The 16,415-nt window shown below is 72.0% G+C and carries 9 protein-coding genes; 4 read left to right on the top strand and 5 right to left on the bottom strand.

All coding sequences use genetic code 11. The annotated features are described in order from the left end of the window. Nucleotides 1-11: 11 nt before the first annotated feature. Nucleotides 12-1,031 carry a phosphate/phosphite/phosphonate ABC transporter substrate-binding protein gene (gene phnD / locus EJO66_RS14845; RefSeq protein ID WP_399281408.1) on the bottom strand — a complete coding sequence of 340 codons (1,020 nt, stop codon included), beginning with the start codon at nucleotides 1,029-1,031 and terminating at the stop codon, nucleotides 12-14. Nucleotides 1,032-1,288: 257 nt separating this feature from the next. On the opposite strand from phnD, the gene EJO66_RS14840 reads away from it, so the two are divergent. From EJO66_RS14840 to EJO66_RS14825, 4 genes are all read left to right on the top strand, one after another. After that, nucleotides 1,289-3,178, top strand: coding sequence for an ATP-binding response regulator (locus EJO66_RS14840; RefSeq protein WP_124958585.1), 1,890 nt, complete (start codon nucleotides 1,289-1,291; stop codon nucleotides 3,176-3,178). A 223-nt stretch (nucleotides 3,179-3,401) separates the two neighbouring features. Beyond that, complete coding sequence (locus EJO66_RS14835; protein ID WP_240648579.1) at nucleotides 3,402-4,394, top strand: ABC transporter substrate binding protein; 993 nt, start codon at nucleotides 3,402-3,404, stop codon at nucleotides 4,392-4,394. Continuing rightward, nucleotides 4,391-6,394, top strand: a complete 2,004-nt coding sequence (locus EJO66_RS14830; protein WP_125965509.1) for an ATP-binding response regulator — start codon at nucleotides 4,391-4,393, stop codon at nucleotides 6,392-6,394. Before EJO66_RS14835 ends, EJO66_RS14830 begins: the two co-directional genes overlap by 4 nt. A gap of 48 nt (nucleotides 6,395-6,442) precedes the next feature. Next, nucleotides 6,443-7,237 carry a hypothetical protein gene (locus EJO66_RS14825; protein ID WP_125965508.1) on the top strand — a complete coding sequence of 265 codons (795 nt, stop codon included), beginning with the start codon at nucleotides 6,443-6,445 and terminating at the stop codon, nucleotides 7,235-7,237. 20 nt (nucleotides 7,238-7,257) lie between these two features. On the opposite strand, the gene EJO66_RS14820 is transcribed toward EJO66_RS14825, so the two are convergent. Genes EJO66_RS14820 through EJO66_RS14805 form a run of 4 tightly spaced genes read right to left on the bottom strand, consistent with a single transcriptional unit; the run spans nucleotide 7,258 to nucleotide 16,405 of the window. Next, nucleotides 7,258-8,037: a glycosyltransferase family A protein gene (locus EJO66_RS14820; RefSeq protein WP_125965507.1), complete on the bottom strand. Its 780-nt coding sequence runs from the start codon at nucleotides 8,035-8,037 to the stop codon at nucleotides 7,258-7,260. Nucleotide 8,038: 1 nt separating this feature from the next. Next, nucleotides 8,039-9,139 carry a radical SAM protein gene (locus EJO66_RS14815; protein WP_124958581.1) on the bottom strand — a complete coding sequence of 367 codons (1,101 nt, stop codon included), beginning with the start codon at nucleotides 9,137-9,139 and terminating at the stop codon, nucleotides 8,039-8,041. A gap of 14 nt (nucleotides 9,140-9,153) precedes the next feature. Beyond that, nucleotides 9,154-14,685 carry a two-partner secretion domain-containing protein gene (locus EJO66_RS14810; protein WP_125965506.1) on the bottom strand — a complete coding sequence of 1,844 codons (5,532 nt, stop codon included), beginning with the start codon at nucleotides 14,683-14,685 and terminating at the stop codon, nucleotides 9,154-9,156. A 7-nt stretch (nucleotides 14,686-14,692) separates the two neighbouring features. Beyond that, nucleotides 14,693-16,405 carry a ShlB/FhaC/HecB family hemolysin secretion/activation protein gene (locus EJO66_RS14805; RefSeq protein WP_125965505.1) on the bottom strand — a complete coding sequence of 571 codons (1,713 nt, stop codon included), beginning with the start codon at nucleotides 16,403-16,405 and terminating at the stop codon, nucleotides 14,693-14,695. Nucleotides 16,406-16,415: the final 10 nt, after the last annotated feature.

Genomic DNA, 16,415 nt, shown 5'->3' with positions numbered 1-16,415 from the left:
GGCCACCCGCGTCAGGGAGACAGGTCGCGCAGCACGGCGGTCTGTTCCGCGTACCCGCTTTCGATGCGCGAGAGCCGTGCCTGCCGCGCCGCATCGTTGACCCACTGCGCGCTCATGGCATTCTGTTTGGCCAACTGGTAGGCCAGCTTGGCGGCGGGCTGCAGCGAGCTGTTGTCCGCCGCCACGAAGCCGGCCAGGTCGTGCAGCGACTTGAGCACCACGCGCTCGGCATCGCCCTTGGGCCCCTTCGCGCGGCCATAGCCGATCAGGAAGGCCTGCACGCGGCCGCGCAGCTCGGGCGGATATTCGCGCCGCACCACGATCTGCGCATGCGGAATGAGCTCCGACTCCCACAGCACCTGCAGCCGCTCGGCCTCGGCCGGAAAGCGCTGCTTGAAGCGCTCGAAGTCGGCGGTGTTGTTGGTGGCCACGTCGGCTTCGTTGTTGGCCACGGCCAGCGCGGTGGTCTGGTGGGTGCCGACGATCTCGCTCAGGAAGCGCGTTTCCATCGCGATGTGATTGGGCAGGAACAGCTGCAGCTGCGGCACGATGAAGCCCGACACCGACTGCCGCTCGCCGCGCGCGAGGCGCCAGCGCTCCGGCTCCGCGAGCAGGCCCTTCATGCTGTTGAACGGGGGCGCCTTGCGCGCCAGCAGCAGGGCCCGGTAGCCGGGCAGCCCGTCGTGCCGCACCACCTGGGCCACCACCTTCATGCGCCGCTGCGTGACGGCGTCCAGTGCCATCTTGCCGGACAGGAAGGCCATGTCGACCTCGTCGCGCCGGATGGCCTGGTCGAGCGCTTCGTACGAGTTGACCGACAGCACGCTCACCGGCCTGGCGATGGCGCGGCTCAATTCGGCCAGCAGCGGATCCCAGTCGCTGCGCGACTCGAAGGCACCGCCCAGCGGCAGGATGCCGAAGCGCACCGGCGCATCGGGCGGCGGCGCGGACTGGGCAAGGGACGCCAGCGGCAGGCCGGCAAACAGCGTCAGGATGGCGGTTGCGGCGCCGCGGCGCACCACGCACGCCATGATGGCGGCAGCGCGCCCGAAGCGCGGGCGGCGGGAGGCGCCAGAGGCGTCGGAAGCGCCGGAAGCCTTCCGGGCGCGGCATGGGGAGGCCTGCATTTTTGGAACACGAAGACATGGGGCCGCTGCGGACCAGCGGGTCTAACATGGACAACGCGACGCAATTAGATACCAAATAGAAGCTATTTTTGTGATGTTTTCCCATCTTTCGCTCGCGCGGCCACCCCTCTAAGCTCAACTTTCATGCGCCAAATTCCCCCATGAACTGGAACTTCCGCGTCCTCCGGGGGCTTGCGCGCCTCACCTTCGCCCAGCAGCTGATCCTGCTGGCCCTGGTGCCCGCCACCGCGGCCACGCTGGCCGCCATTGCCGTGCTGACGCGCCAGCACCTGGACAACCTGACCGAGCTGATGCGCGCCAACGCGCAGACGGTGGCGCTGCAGGTGGCCACGGCGGCGCAGACGCCGCTGGTGCGCATGGACCGCCGCATGCTGCAGCGCACCGCCCAGTCGGGCACCTACCAGCCGCACGTGCAGCAGGTGCAGATCTGGTCGGAAGACGGCGAGATCGTGGCCAATTCCGAGACGGTCGACCGCGTCCGCGGCGAGGGCCTGCAGGTGGTGGTGCCGATCGTCAGCGACGAGGGCCGGCACAACGGCAAGGTGATGGTGGAGATGAGCCTGGACGCGGTGCAGGACGCGCGCCGCTCGGTGTGGCTCAACGTGGTGCTGGTGCTGGCGATCAGCCTGGTGGGCGTGGGCCTGGCGGGCTGGTGGGCGGCGCGGCGCATCAGCGAGCCGATCCGCGCGCTCGGCAAGGCCGTGGACCGGCTGGGCGCGGGCGAGGATGCGAGCGTGTCGATCGAAGGCACCTCCGAGATCCGGCACCTGCAGCACGGCTTCAACCAGGCGGCGCGGGCGCTGGCCGAGAGCCATCGCCTGCTGCAAAGCCGCATCAGCGAGGCCACCGCCGAGCTCGCGCGCAAGAATCAGCAGCTCGAAGTGGCAAGCCAGGCCAAGACGCGCCTGCTGGCGGCGGCCAGCCACGACCTGCGCCAGCCGCTGCATGCGCTCACGCTCTTTTCGGACGGGCTGGCCAACGGCGAGACCGACCCGGCGCGCCTGCAGCGCATCGGCCACATCCGCGAGTGCGTCGACTCGCTCGACCGGCTGTTCTCCGAGCTGCTCAATCTCTCGCAGCTCGATGCCGGCGTGCTGCAGCCGCAGTGGGCCGACTTTCCGCTGGACCGGCTGTTCGACGAGATCAGCCGCAACTTCCGGCCGGTGGCCGAGCAGCAGGGCCTGCGGCTGGTCGCGCGCAAGACCGAGCTCTGGGTGCGCTGCGACTACGTGATGCTCTCGCGCATCCTCAACAACCTGGTGTCGAACTCGCTGCGCCACACCCTCGAGGGCGGCGTGCTGATCGGCGCGCGGCGGCGCGGCAAGGGGGTGCGCATCGACGTGGTCGACACCGGCGTGGGCATCGCGCCGCAGCACCAGGCGCGCGTGTTCGAGGAGTTCTACCAGGTGGAGGCCACGGGCCGCCAGGCACCGCGCGGCGCGCGCGGCATGGGCCTCGGGCTGGCCACGGTGCAGCGCCTGGCGGAGCTGCTCAACACGCGCGTCGACCTCACGTCCAGGCCGCACAAGGGCACCTGCGTGCGCGTGCTCGTGCGCTCGGCGCCGGCCGCGCTGCCGCAGCCGGCCGCAGCGCCCGCCGCCGGCGGTGCCGAGGACGAGGCGAGCCTCGCGAACCTGCGCATCCTGGTGATCGACGACGAGCGCACCATCCTCGAAGGCCTGACGGTGGTGCTCGCCAACTGGGGCGCCGAAGTGCTGGCCGCACAGACGCGCGCCGAAGCGCTGGCGCTGGCCGACGCCTGGGAGCAGCCGCCCGACGTGGTGGTGAGCGACCTGCTGCTGCAGGGGGGCGACAACGGCCTGGACGTGATCGCCGCGCTGGAGCGCCACCCGCGCGGCATCAGCCCGGGCACGGCGCGGCTGCTGGTCACGGGCGAGACCAAGCCGGACCGCTTGCGCGAAGTGGCGAGCGCCGGCATCGCGGTGCTCTACAAGCCGGTGTCGCCGCGCGTGCTGCGCCAGGCGATCCAGGCGCAGCGCGCCGCGGTGCTGTCGAGCGCCGACGCCTGACGAGGGTAGTGCGTCGGACATAGGCCAAGCGGCTGCCGTACTGTGATCTTCATCACAGCCGCGCGGGGCTGCGGGCTGCGACATAAGCCCTCTGCCTTATCGCGCGACGCAGGCGGCTTCCGTACATTGGGTGCTGCACTTGCTGCTGAAGCAGCCCATGTTTGTCGCCGTGAACCCTCTCATCTCGCTCCTCCGGAAACGGCGACGCCAAGGCGCCTGCGCCGTGCTGGCTCTTGCTTGCATGGTGCAGCCCGCCGCCAGTGCCTCGGCGGCCGAGCTCACGGTGCTGGTGGGCGACGAACTCCCGGCGCATGCCGAGTTCGTGCAGCATCTGCGCGCGAGCCAGGAGCCCGGCAGCCGCTTCGACCTGGTGCGGCTGGCGCCGGGCGGCGCCGATGCCGCGCAGGCGGTGGAAACGGCCCGCGCCGAACCCGAGTCCGAGCGCGGCGCCAATGCCGGCGTGCGCACGCGCAGCCTGCGCACCGCGCCGGCGAACGCCGCACTCACCCTCGCGGTGGGCGCGCCCGCCGCACGCGCGGCACTGGAGCGCCCGGGCCAGCAGCCGCTGGTGCTCGCGATGCTGAGCCGGCTCGACTACGAGAGCCTTCGCGCCAGCAGCCCGGCGCTCAAGCGCGGCGACCGGCGCGTGGGCGTGCTGCTGCGCGACCCGGCCATGGCGGACCAGCTCGCGCTGATCGGCGCGGTGCTGCCGCAGAAGCACCGCATCGGCGTGGTCGCCACGTTCGAATCCGAACCGCTGGTGCGCGAACTGCAGCGCGCCGCGCAGAACGGCAATCCGCCCTGGGACATCCAGGTGGAGTACGCGCCCGATGCCCGGTCGCTGGCCGGCGCGCTGCGCTCGGTGGTGCCGCGCAGCGATGCCCTGCTGGTGCTGCCCGACCTGATCGGCGACAACCAGGCCGCCACGCTCTCGGTGCTGCACGCCGGTGCGGGCGCGGGCCTGCCGGTGTTCGGCGCCAGCGAGGGACTGGTGCGTTCGGGCGGCCTGGCCGCGGCCGTCTCCACGCCGGCGCAGCTGGCCCGGCAGGCGCGCCTGCTCGGGCAGAAGCTCGCGAGCGGCGCCGGCGGCGGCAGTCCGCTGGTGGAATCGGCCGCGCCCGCGACCGTGCGGGTCAACGTCACCGTGGCGCGCGGACTCGGCCTGCGCCTGCCCGAGGAGCGGGAACTGACCGAGCGGCTCACGGTCGTCCGATGAGCGCGAAGCCGCTGTCCGAAGGCAGGCGCGCCGATGCATCGGTGCCGCTTCAGCCGCCCGCGCCGGTGCCCACGCCCACGCTGCTGGTGCGCGGCAACCTGCAGCGCGACCTGTTCCGGCTTGGCGTGGTGCCGTGCGCCGCGGTGGCGCTCGCGCTCACCGGCTGGTTCACCCACAGCCGGCTGCAGACGCTCGAGGCCGCCTTCGACGCCGAAGGGCAGGCGGTGGCGCGCCAGGTGGCGGCCATGTCCGACCTGAGCCTTTATGCCGGCGACCTGCCGGCGCTGCAGAACGTGGCCAATGCCGCGCTGCGCGGCGGCCAGGTGATGCGCGTGGAAATCAGCAACAGCGCCGGCGTCTACGTGACGGCCGGTCCCAAGGCCTCGTCGCTCGCGCAGCTGCGCATGTTCACCTCGCCGGTCACGCTGCGCGAGGCCTCGCGCGCCAGCGCCTTCGCGCCTGCGGGCTCCACCGCCGCCGGCGACACGCCCATCGGCCTGGTGCAGACCTTTCGCGACACCACGGCTTATGCGCGCGAGCGCAGCCGCTCGCTGATCGCGAGCATCGGCATCGCGCTGGTGGCACTGCTCGCGGCCTGGGCCTCGGTGCGCCACATGGCGCGCACGGTGGCGCGGCCGCTGCGGCGCGTCTCGCGCACCGTGGCCGCGCTCCAGGCCGGGCACTTCGAAGCGCGCTGCGACGTGGCCGAGGACGACAGCCGCGCGTCCACCGGCAGTTCCGGCCAGGGCCGCGCGCACGAGCTCACGGTGCTCGCGCACGACATCGACCGCCTGGCCGAGCGCCTGCAGCGCAACCGCCAGATCAGCGAGGAGCGCGTGCGCGAGGCCACCGCGGTGGCGCTGCAGCGCATGGCCGAGGCCGAGCAGGCGGCGCTCTCGCGCGCCCGCTTCCTGGCCGCGGCCAGCCACGACCTGCGCCAGCCGCTGCATGCCATGGGCCTGTTCATCGACGGCCTGCTGCCGGGCGCCAGCCCCGCGCAGCGCCCCGCCATGCTGCGGCTGCAGGAGAGCACCGAGTTCATGGGCGTGCTGCTCGACGACCTGCTGGAGATCTCGCGGCTCGATGCCCAGGTGCTGACGCCGGCGATCACCAAGGTGCCGCTCGCGGCGCTGTTCGACCAGCTCGATGCGCAACATGCTGCCACCGCCGCCGAAACCCACGTGCGCCTGCGCTGGAGCGACCGGGGCCTCGCGGTGCGCAGCGATGCGGCGCTGCTGCAGCGCATCGTCGGCAACCTGGTGACCAACGCGCTGCGCCATGCGCCGGCCGGCGGCACCGTGCTGGTGGCCGCGCGCCGCGCCCGCGGAAAGAACGGCGACAGCGTGCGCATCGAGGTGCGAGACAACGGCATCGGCATTGCGCCCATCCACCAGGGCCGCATCTTCGAGGAGTTCTACCAGGTGGCCAACACCGAGCGCGACCGCCGCCGCGGCTTCGGGCTGGGCCTGGCGATCTGCGCGCGCATCGCGGCGCTGCTGGGCACCCGCATCACGCTGCGCTCGGCGCTGCAGGCGGGCAGCACCTTCGCGCTCACCCTGCCCGCGGCCCATGCGGCCGACGCCACCGCGCCCGAGCCCGCGCCGCTGGCGCTGACGCCGCTGGCCGGGCTGCACTGCATGGTGGTCGACGACGACCCCGCCATCCTCGACGGCAGCCGCGCGCTGCTGGAGCAGTGGGGCTGCCAGGTCGAGTGCGTGGCCACCGGCGCCGAGGCCATCGCACGGCTGGGCACGGGCGATGTGCATTTCGACGCGGTGCTGTGCGACCTGCAGCTGGCCGGCGACGCCGACGGCATGGACGTGATCGACGCCGCCAGGCGCCTGCAGCCCGATGCGCTCGCGGTGCTGGTCTCGGGCGCCACCGGGCCCGAGGTGCTGCAGCGGCTGCGCCACGGCGGCGTGATGCTGCTGACCAAGCCGGTCGCGCCGGCCAAGCTGCGCGCGCTGCTCACCACGCGGCGCCATGCGCACGCGGCCTGAACTGCACGCCCCTCTTCCACCACGCATTCAGCACGCATCGACCCCGCCATGCTCGACACCGCCGCCCTCAAGGACATCCGCCCCTTCGTCGCCACGCCCAGCTACAGCGGCGCCATGGCCAGCCTCTACGTGCGCAGCCTGCTGGGCCTGGTCAATGCGGCGTGGACGCATGGCTTCGCCATGCAGACGCGCTTCCTCGACGGCGACAGCCTGCTCACGCGCGCGCGCAACCGGCTGGTGGCCGAGTTCATGGCCGATGCGCAATGGACGCACCTGTTCTGGATCGACGCCGACGTCGGCTTCACGCCCGATGCGGCGCTGCGCCTGCTGCTGTCCGGCCGCGACGTGGTGGCCGGCGTCTACCCGCACAAGCACGACGGCTGGCCGGCCCAGGGCCTGGCCCGGCCGCTGCCGGCGGGCGCCACGCAGGCCGATTTCGACGCGCTGCATGCGCGCTATCCGCTGAACCTGCGCCATACGCCGACGCAGGCCGATGCCGACGGTTTCGTCGAGGTGCTGGACGCGCCGACCGGCTTCATGCTGATCGCCCGCGGCGTGTTCGAACGCATGGCCGCGGCCATGCCCGAGCTGCGCTACACCCCCGAGGCCGGCGACCACGCCAATGCGCACCTGCCGCACTGGCGCTTCTTCGACACCCAGTTCGAGCCCGCCACCGGCCGCTACCTGAGCGAGGACTTCGCCTTCTGCCGGCGCTGGCAGCAACTGGGCGGCCACGTGTTCGTCGACCTGCAGTCGCGCCTGTCGCACCAGGGCCTGAAGACCTGGCACGGGGACCTGCCGCGCGCACTGGGCGCCGCAGGCGGCCACGGCCTCCCCCCATGAGCCGGCACGCGCCGGGCCCGTCATGCCCGCCGGACCGGCGGATCGAAGGTCCACCGCACCCGCAGCAGGCCCCAGAGCTCCTCCGGCGTCAGGCCGGCGCCGGCCGAGCGCAGCAGCTCGTCGTGCAGCCCCTCGGGCGGCGGCAGGCCGGCCTGTAGATAGGTGGCCCGCCAGTGCGATTCGTACAGCACGGTCCGCTGCCGGGTCCAGCGCACCCGCAGCCCATGGTGTTGCATGAGCCAGCACATCGCCCGGTCGCACACGGGAGTCAGCGAACGCGGCAGCTGCGACCAGGCGCCCCAGAGAAACCCGGCCGAGCGGGCCAGGCTGATGCAGTTGGTGTCCACGAAATCCGAGCCCGGCGCCTCGTCCGGCGGAACGATGCGCAGGTGCTCGTGGCCCGGCAGGAACATATGCCGGGAAGAGAAGACCGCATCGACCGGCCGGCCCCGCTCCCGGGCCTCGGCGTAGGCCTGCACCACCGAGGCGACGTGGCCGGGCAGGAACAGGTTGTCCACGTCCAGGAAGCACACCACGTCGGCACCATCGGCCAGCGCGCACAGCGCGCCGATGCCGCGCGGCGTGCAGCCGAAGTTGGCGTTGCCTGAGGGCAGCACGATGTGCCGCACCTGCGGCCATTCGGCCAGCAGCCCGGGCTGCGGGAGGCCGTCCGCCACCATGTAGTGCACCACCTGCGAATGGCCTTGCGCGCGCACGCTCTGCATGCAGCGGCGCAGCACGGCGGCCGGCTCGCGGTGGTAGGGGGTGACCACGGCCACACTCCGCGGCGCGTCGTTCACCTCAGCCTCCCCGGTCCGCGTGCAGGGGAATGATGCGCGCCACGCCAGCCGCGGGCCGCGCCGCGGGAAAGAGTGCGGCCGGGCGGCGCGACGCGCAGGTGCTGGTCTCCCGTCGCACGCTGTGGCTGATGCCGCAGAACTGGTTGCACCCGCGCATCGCCGCGCGGACGAACTCCGCCTCGCGCCAGAACAGGCGCAAGTCGCCGGGCTTGTCCAGCCGCATGCCCGGAAAGCTGCCCGAGAAGCACAGGCGCGCCACGCCGTAGTGGTCCACCATGATGTTGCGCTCGTAGGTGTTGCAGATGTGTTCCGGCGTGCGCGTGTGCGAGCCCCAGCCGCGCGCCGCGTCCGGGCAGGCGCGCAGCGTGGAGAAGTACATGTGGACCTGATGCAGCCAGAGCGGGTTCAGCCCCAGGCGGAAGCGCTGGTCGCAGCGGCGGATCACCTCGACCAGCCGGTCCGGGTCCACGTCGCGGTGGGCGGCGAAGAAGGGATCGACCAGCTCCATCTGGCCGAAGCTGGGCTGCAGGAAGTTCAGCTTCAGCTTGTCGGCGCCCAGCTCGTCCAGCACGAAGGCGTAGAAGTCCTCCAGCTCGAGGTAGTTCTCGTCGAAGACGAGGCCCATCACGTTGATCCCGGTGTCGCCGCCCGGCGCGCGCGCCGCCAGCAGCAGGCGCAGCGCGGCGACCGCCTTGCCGAAGGCGCCCTTCACGCCGCGCGTGCGGTCGTGCAGGGCCGGCCGATGGCTGTTGAGCGACACCGAGATGCCGTGCGGGCCCTCGCGGATCATGCGCTCGGCCGTGGCCTCGTCGCGCACGCGGGTGCCGTTGATGACCGACAGGCAGGTCAGGCCGAGTTCGCGGCAGGTGCGCGAGATGTGGAAGTAGTCCTCCAGGTCGAGCATGCTCTCGCCGCCGCAGATCACCACGCTGCCCAGGGGATTCATCCCGGCGAACTCCGCCAGCACCTCGTGCCGGCGCGCCGGGCCGAGGTAGCGCGCACGGTCGGCGTCGTCGAGCTTCCAGAAGTCGCAGTGCTCGCAACGCAGGTTGCAGCGCTTGTTCGTCTGGATGAACAGGAACAGGGGCGGCGGCAGTTCCACGGCCAGCTTCGCCCTCAGAAATCCGCGCAGCCGTTCTTGCGGTCCGTGGCCACGCAGCTGGTGAGGTTGGGCCGCGAACGCACGCGCGACCATTCGCGTGCCAGCAGGTCGCCGTCCTGCTGCGCACGTTCGCCTTCCAGCGGCCCGGTGGCAAAGCAGATCGGCGGCGCGCCGAGGTTGCGGTCGAAGGTGTAGGTGTTGGTGTTGGGCAGCTCGCGCACCAGGTCCGCGCCCGGAGAGTCGGGGCGGCGCAGGCTGGCCGTCACGGTCAGGGTCCCGGGCACCACGTCCACCGCATAGCCGGCCGCCGAGGTGAAGCTGCCGTTGATCGCATAGCGCCCCGCGGGGCTGAAGATGCCGGCCAGGCTCGTGGGCGTGCCCATGAAGCCGGCCGTCCCGTCGCCCAGGATCAGCCCGCCGATGGTGAAGCTGAAGGGCGGGTTGGCCATGCCGAAGGGCCGGCTGGCGTCGCCGATGACCACCGTGGCCCGCGGCTGCTGGGCGTAGATGAAGTGGTTGTCGCCCGGCGTGATGCTCACGGTGCACAGCCCCAGGTAGGCGCAGTGGAACAGGTTGGGCGTGGCGCCCGAGCCGGCGAGGCCTCCGCGCGACTCGCCCACCCAGGTGTCGGCCCAGATGCGCCAGGGCGCGCCGCTTACGCTGCCGCCGCCCGCATTCTGGAAGCGAGACGCTGCCACCAGGTCGGTGCCCGAGGTGCTGGTGACGGCGGTGTCCAGCGTGAGGTCGCCCGAGAGCGTGCGCACGAACACCGTGTCGGCCGCCATCGAGGTGGCCGACACCACCTGCGGCTGGTTGGTGCCGGCGTCGAAGCCGGTGACCGACAGCGCACCGATGCGCACGCCGTCCACGTCCTGGTAGCGGAACGCGCCGGCGGCGCTGCCGCCCAGCGTGTTCTCGCTCACGTTGTTGGCCGCCTGGTCCAGCAGCACGCTGCCGCGGCTGGAGCGCGCCAGCAGGTGCTGGGCGGTGATCGGTGCTTTCACCGTCTGCGTGATGTCGCCGGCCGAGAGCAGGCCCAGGCGGTCCGCCGTGACGGCGCCGTTCAGCACGATGCCGCCGGCGCCCTCGCCCTGGCCTTCGTTCTGCAGCGTGAGGGCGCCGCCGCTCGTCAGCGGGCCGGCCACGGTGATGGTGCCTTCGTGCGTGTTGCTGCCCACCACCACGCTCGGCGCATTCAAGCGCGACATCAGCGCATCCGACAGCGTGAACCCGCCCCCCGCCGCACCGCCGACGGTGATGCCGGTGGCCGTGGCGTCGAAGGCATTGAGCGCCGCGTCCATGCCGCCCGGCCGCAGGTTGATGGTGCCGGCGGCGCTCACCGGCACGTCGATCGCCAGGGCCGGCGCGCTGCCGTCGTTGCTGGCGCGCAGCACCAGGTTGCCGCTGCTTTGCACCTGCGGCGTCGCGCCGGGACCGCCGGTGAACGACGAGATGCCGGGCTGGATCGACACGCCGGGCGTGCCCTGGAGCGAGCTGCCGGTCAGCTCGATGCTGCCGCCGCCGGTGGTGGCCAGGCGCGCGCCGTCTTCCAGCCGCACGCCGCTGTCGGTGCTGTCGACCGCCGCGCTGGCAAACAGGCCCTGCAGCGCGATGTTGCCGCTGCCCGTGGTGATGCTGCTGCCGCCGGTGACCAGCACGCCGTGCGTCGCATTGGACGCGCTCGATCCGCGGTCGAAGTCCTGCACGCCCCGGATCAGCACATTGCCGCTGGTGGTCGAGATGGCGGTGGCAACCGGGGCGCCCGTGGTGCTCAGGGAGAGGTAGTCCAGCTGCACGGCGCTGCCGCTCTGGCCCGTGCCGCCGGTCCCGGTGATGGCCACGTCGCCGGTGGCGCTGTCGATGCGCGTTCCGTTGAGGCTCACGCCGCCGCCGGCGATGCTCACGCCGCCGCCGGCGCCCGCATCGGACTGGCCGACGCGCGTGTCGATCCGGGTGCCCTGGAACAGCACGAAACCCGAGGGCGTGCCGGTCTGCCCGTTCAGGATCGACACCGCCCCGCCGTTGGTGATGATCTGGTTGTTGAACCGGCTGGTCACCGAATCGTAGATCCCGCCGGCGCCATGCGCATGGATGGACACCGCGCCGCCGCCCGTATCGATGGTGCCGTCCACGTCGATGTTGATGTCGCTGGACGCGGGGCTGCCGCCGACGAAGCCGGCGTCCAGCGTCACGTTGCCGCCGCGCGTTTGCACGTCGCCGCTGAGTGCGACGAACTGGGTGGTGCTCGGCCCGTCCGTCAGCAGGCGCAGCTCGCCCCCGCCGGTGTCGATGCTGGCGGAATTGAAGACCACTTCCGCATAGCCCGTGCCCGTGGCGTGCGCCAGCACGCGGCCGCCGTTGGTGGAGATGACGGCCTGGTCGGCCCCCGTATTGCCGAAGTAGTGGACGTAGCCGTCGAGCGCCCCGGCCGAGCCGGCATTGAAGATCACGTCCATCGGCCCCGTGGTCGAACGGATGATCGGCGCCAGGTACGAACTGGAAAACACGCGGTCGCCGATCGAATGCGCCGCGTTCAGTTCGAACACCAGCGGTGCGCTGCCCACCGTGCGCTCGATCAGCATGCCGCTGCCGAAGAGGATGTCGCCCGCATCGGTGCCCCCGCTGCCGGTGGTGATGCTCACGCTGGTGCCGGTGTTCAGCGCGCTGTTGATGTCGCCGTCCTGGATGGTCGAGGTGGCCACCGGCTCGAAGGGATTGGTGGGCAGGCTGCCACCGCCTGCCGCGCCGTGGACGATGGTGACGTCATAGGGATCGACGATCCACCGCCCCGCCAGGCCGGCCGGCGCCGAGGCGTCGACGCGGATGCCGCTCACGTCGAACGAGCCGCCCGATGTCTCGATCGTGCCGCCGTCGCCGCCGGCGCTGCCGCCCCGGGCCTGCAGGTCGCCGAAGGCGCGCACCGAACGCTCGCCCACGAGGGTGATGCTGCCGCCGTTGCCGCTGCCCAGGGCGTTGGCCAGCAGCGTGAGGTTCGGGCCGACCGAGACCACGCCCGAGTTCTCGTTGCCGGCACCGGGCGCGGTCGTGCCGCGGATCTCGATGCTGCCGCCGCCCGCGCCGCTGGCGTCCGCCAGGCCGCTGGCGTCCGCCGTCGATTGCGCGAGGATGTTGCGTCCCGTCACGGCGATGCTGCCGCCCATGCCGGTGGCGCTGGCGGCATCGAGCAGCGTGCCTTCGAAGGCGCCGGCTGTCAGGCCGATATCGCCCGTGCCGGCCGCGATCCGGATGCTGCCGCCCGCGGCATGCAGCCCATCGGTCTGCTGGGACGACGAAAGCCGCACACCGAAGGGCGTCACCGTCGCGTCCAGGGGCGCGAAGCCCAGCGCCACGCCCTCGCTGTCGAAACCGAAGCCCGCGCTGCCGGCCGTGCCGGTGACCTCGATGCTGCGGCCTGCGCCGGCCTCGACCCGCGTGCCCTCGATCACCACGCCATTCGAGGCGCCCACGGTATAGCTGGAGCCGAACTCGACGGCTTGCGTGCGCAGATCGGCGGCCATGCCCGACAGGTTGCCGCCCTGGCCCGTGATGCGCACATCGCCGCCGGTGGTCAATTTCGCGCCGGTGATCTGCACGCCGGCGCCGCCCACGGGCTCGCCGACCGGGCCGCCGCTGGTCCAGTCGCGCACTGTGCCGGTCAGGGCGATGTCGCCGCTCGCGGAAGACAGGGCGACCGAATAGTCGTCGCCGTTCAGCCGCACGCCCGAGCCTCCCGCGGCGCCGCGGCCGGCCAGCGTGATGCCGCCGGCCTGCGTGCTCAGCGTGCTGTCGCCGTCGATGCGCACGCCGTCGGTGGCGCTGAGAAAGCCGCTGCCCACCTCGGCGGTGCCGCCTTCGCCGCGCAGCGAAATGCTCCCCGCGCCGAGCGTGCTCAAGGTGCTGCCGCCCAGCCAGACGCCGCTGCGGATATCGCCAGCGCCATCGGCGTCCGGGCCCTTGACCTGCCCGCCGATCGCTCGCCCGTTGTCGCTGTCGCCCTGCCCGAAGAAGCGGATGTTCCCGCCGTTGGCATCGATGCGCGCGCGGTCCAGCCGGATGGCCGCCGCAATGCCGTTGGCCTGGCCGGCCTCGGCGGCGGCCAGGCCCTGCGCGTCGGCATTGAATTCGACGTTCAGCGCGCCGCTGGTGGAGGCGATGGTTGTGCCCTCGGCCGCCCAGCGCATGTCGATGTTGCCCACCGAATTCACGCGCAGCGTGGCCGTGCCGCCGCCGTCCTTGACCACCTGGGCGCCGGGCTGGAAGACGACGGCGTCGTTGATCTGCGCCACCTTGCTGGACGAACGCGTGGTCAGCGTCACGTCGGTGCCCTGGCTGAGCGCCTTGCCGATCACACTGGCCGCGATGTTGCCGGAATCGGTGTCGGCCACGATCGACAGATTGCGGCCCGCCTCGGCCGTCCAGCTGCCGTTGGCGCCACCTTCAATGCCGCCGGCGGCGATCTGCGCGCCCGCCAGCACATTCAGGTTGCCGGCCGTGGTGCGGATGCTGCCGCCGGCCACGCCGGCCGCATTGCCGCGCGCATCCAGCGTGCCGCTCACCTCGAGGCCGACCCCGCTGTCGACCTGCGCGCCGATGGCCTCCAGCACGATCTCGCCGCCGCGCTCGACCAGCGAGCGCGCGCGCACCGTGCCGCTCTGGTTGACCACCTGCTGCACCAGCCCGGAGGCGCCCACCAGCACCACGCGCCCGCCATCGGCCGTGATGGAGCCGGTGTTCATCACCAGCGCCTTGGTGCTGGGATCGGTCGCCTGCACGCTGGCCACCGACGTGTTCATGAGCCCGCCTTCGACCGGCACCGTGAACTTCGTCAGCCCGTCGCCTTCGAAGTCCAGCGTCACCCGGGCGCCCGAAGCCAGGCCCGCCGAGCCGCGCGCCACGTTGATCTCGCCTTCGTTGCGCACCAGCGCGCCGATCAGCCCGGCCGTGCCGCCTTCGCCCACGCTGATGACCGCGCCGGGCTCGACCGTCACGCGGGCAATGCTGGTGGCATCGTTGATGCCGCCGCCGAACACCAGCTGGCCGCCCTTGCCCACCACGCTGGCGTCCTTGGCGATCTGGCTGTCGCTGATGTCCAGCGTGGAGGCCACCACCCCCCCGACGTTGACCCGGGCGGTACCGCCGAAGAGAACGCCCGAGGGGTTGACCACGAACACATGCCCGTTGGCCGACAGCGTGCCGTTGATGACCGACTGCTCGATCACGCCGCCGGTGCCCACCACGCGATTGAGCATCACGCTCGCGGCGCCCATCTGCTGGTTGATGCTGAGCGTCTTGCCGCCGTCCAGCGAAAACGCGTTCCAGTTGACGATGGCATTCATCGTGCTCTGGTTCAGCCCCTGCCTGGCGGCCGTGCCGCCGGGAGCGACGCTCACGTTGCCGAACACCACGTTGCCGCTCTGCGGAAAGCCCGTCGGCAGGTTGAGCTGCGCCCAGGCCGGCACCATGCCCATGCAGGCCAGCGACAGCACGAGCGGCCGGACGCGCCAGTGCCGCGGCAGGGCTTTCGCGGAAAGATCGTGGTTTCTCATGCTGCCCTCAGAAGGTCTTTTGCGCCTGCACGTACAGCCGCGGATTGCGCCCGCCGCCGTCGGTGCGCGCCGGGTCGGTGCCGGCACGCCAGGCCAGCGTGGCGTTGATGGTGAAGTTGCCGGGCCGCGTCCAGCTCAGGCCGATGCCCGCGCCGCGCAGGCTGCGCGAATTGGGGCCGGCGTCGAAGATCGTCGGGTTCTTCGTCGGGCGCCCGCGCGCCGCGTCGTAGAACACGAAGGGCGTGAACTCGGCGTCGAACGACCAGCGCCATTCCACGGTGCCGATCACGCCCTGGTCCACCAGCAATTCGCCCGAGGGGTAGGCGCGCACGGCACGCGCGCCGCCCAGCGAGAGTTTTTCCGAGGCGTCGAGGTTCTTGCTGGCCCACTGGCCGCCCAGCGCCAGGTACAGCGAGTGCCGGGGCAGCACCGCCTGCAGGCGCGAGAGCTGGACGGTGGCCTTGGTGAAGCCGCCTTCGGTGCGGTGGCCGCCCAGGCCCTGGTCGGTCAGCAGGCTGTCGGCATCGCGGATCGAGAGCCGGCCGTGGTAGAGATTGCCGGTGCTGGCCCAGTAGCCGCCGCCCAGCCAGTCGTCGCGGCGCTCCCAGGTCCAGCCCAGGCCGAAGCCGCGCACCCGCTTGCGCGCCGAGAAGTCGACCGCCGTGTACTCGTCGGTGAGCTTCTTGCTGTCGGCCGACAGGCGCAGGAAGAGGTTGTGCTGGCGCTGGCGGATCACCGGGTAGCTCAGCGAGATGTCGAACACGTCGGCCTTGCCCTGGGCGCCCAGCTCCGAAAACTCGCCGCCCAGCTCGTAGTTGACGCGCGCCAGCCCCAGGCCGGCGCGCAGGCCGCTGCTGCCGATGGGCGCCTCGTAGGCGATGCGGCCGAACTGCAGCGCATTGCCGTTGGAGACCATGGCGCGCACGTCCAGGTTGTCGCCGATGCCCAGCGGGCTCGCCCAGCGCATCGTGCCGCCGAGGCGGTAGCGGCCCGATTCCTTGGTGCCGTGGTTGTCGGCCTCGGCCGCGAAGGCCCAGCGCGGCGCCGCCGCCACTTCCACCGACAGGTCGGTGGTGCCCGGCTGCGTGCCTTCCTGCAGCGCCGACGAGACCTTGATGCCGGGCTGGTCCGACAGCAGCAGCATCGAGCGTTCGTAGGCCGGTGCGTTCACGGCCTCGCCGGGCTGCAATGGCGCAAGAAAGCCGCGCACGCGCGCCTCGCCGACGGGCGCGTCGGGTGCAACGATCACCTCGACCTTGCCGAGCCGGCCTTCGATGACGCTGATCTCGACGATGCCGTCGCGCACGGTCTGCACGGGCACCACGGCCTGCGCGAGGAAGTAGCCGCGCTCCTTGTAGCGCGCGGTGATGGCCTGCGCCAGGCTTTCGAGATCGCCGAGCGTGACGTCGCGCCCGATGTACGGTGCAGTGATGCCCTGCAGCTCTTCGTTGCTCAGGGCCTTGACGCCGTTGAGCCGCAGGTCGTTGAGCCGGAACTTGGCCGCGGGCGGCCGCGGCGGCGCGGGCAGGCTCTGCGGCGCGACGCCGCCGGTGGCCTGCGCGAGGGGGCGGTCGCAGCTGCCGCAGGGATCTTTTGTCGGCAGCAGTGCATGGACATCGGCTTCCGCCGCGTGGGTGCGCTGGGCGGCAACCAGCAGCGTTGCGCTCACCAGGGCGGTGACGGCAAGGGCGATCCGGGTGGAGCGTTGGGTTGCGCGCATCTCAATGCTC

It is taken from the genome of Variovorax beijingensis, from assembly GCF_003951285.1.
GTDB lineage: Bacteria > Pseudomonadota > Gammaproteobacteria > Burkholderiales > Burkholderiaceae_C > Variovorax > Variovorax beijingensis.
The sequence above is the reverse complement of the archived record's forward strand: the minus strand, read 5'-3'. Positions and strand labels throughout refer to the sequence as shown.

What these genes read in the sequence shown, in the direction of transcription:
- EJO66_RS14840 (WP_124958585.1), top strand. Translation starts at nt 1,289, where the DNA reads ATGAACTGGAACTTCCGCGTCCTCCGGGGGCTTGCGCGCCTCACCTTC.
- EJO66_RS14805 (WP_125965505.1), bottom strand. Translation starts at nt 16,405, where the DNA reads ATGCGCGCAACCCAACGCTCCACCCGGATCGCCCTTGCCGTCACCGCC.
- EJO66_RS14825 (WP_125965508.1), top strand. Translation starts at nt 6,443, where the DNA reads ATGCTCGACACCGCCGCCCTCAAGGACATCCGCCCCTTCGTCGCCACG.
- EJO66_RS14810 (WP_125965506.1), bottom strand. Translation starts at nt 14,685, where the DNA reads ATGAGAAACCACGATCTTTCCGCGAAAGCCCTGCCGCGGCACTGGCGC.
- EJO66_RS14830 (WP_125965509.1), top strand. Translation starts at nt 4,391, where the DNA reads ATGAGCGCGAAGCCGCTGTCCGAAGGCAGGCGCGCCGATGCATCGGTG.
- phnD (WP_399281408.1), bottom strand. Translation starts at nt 1,031, where the DNA reads ATGGCGTGCGTGGTGCGCCGCGGCGCCGCAACCGCCATCCTGACGCTG.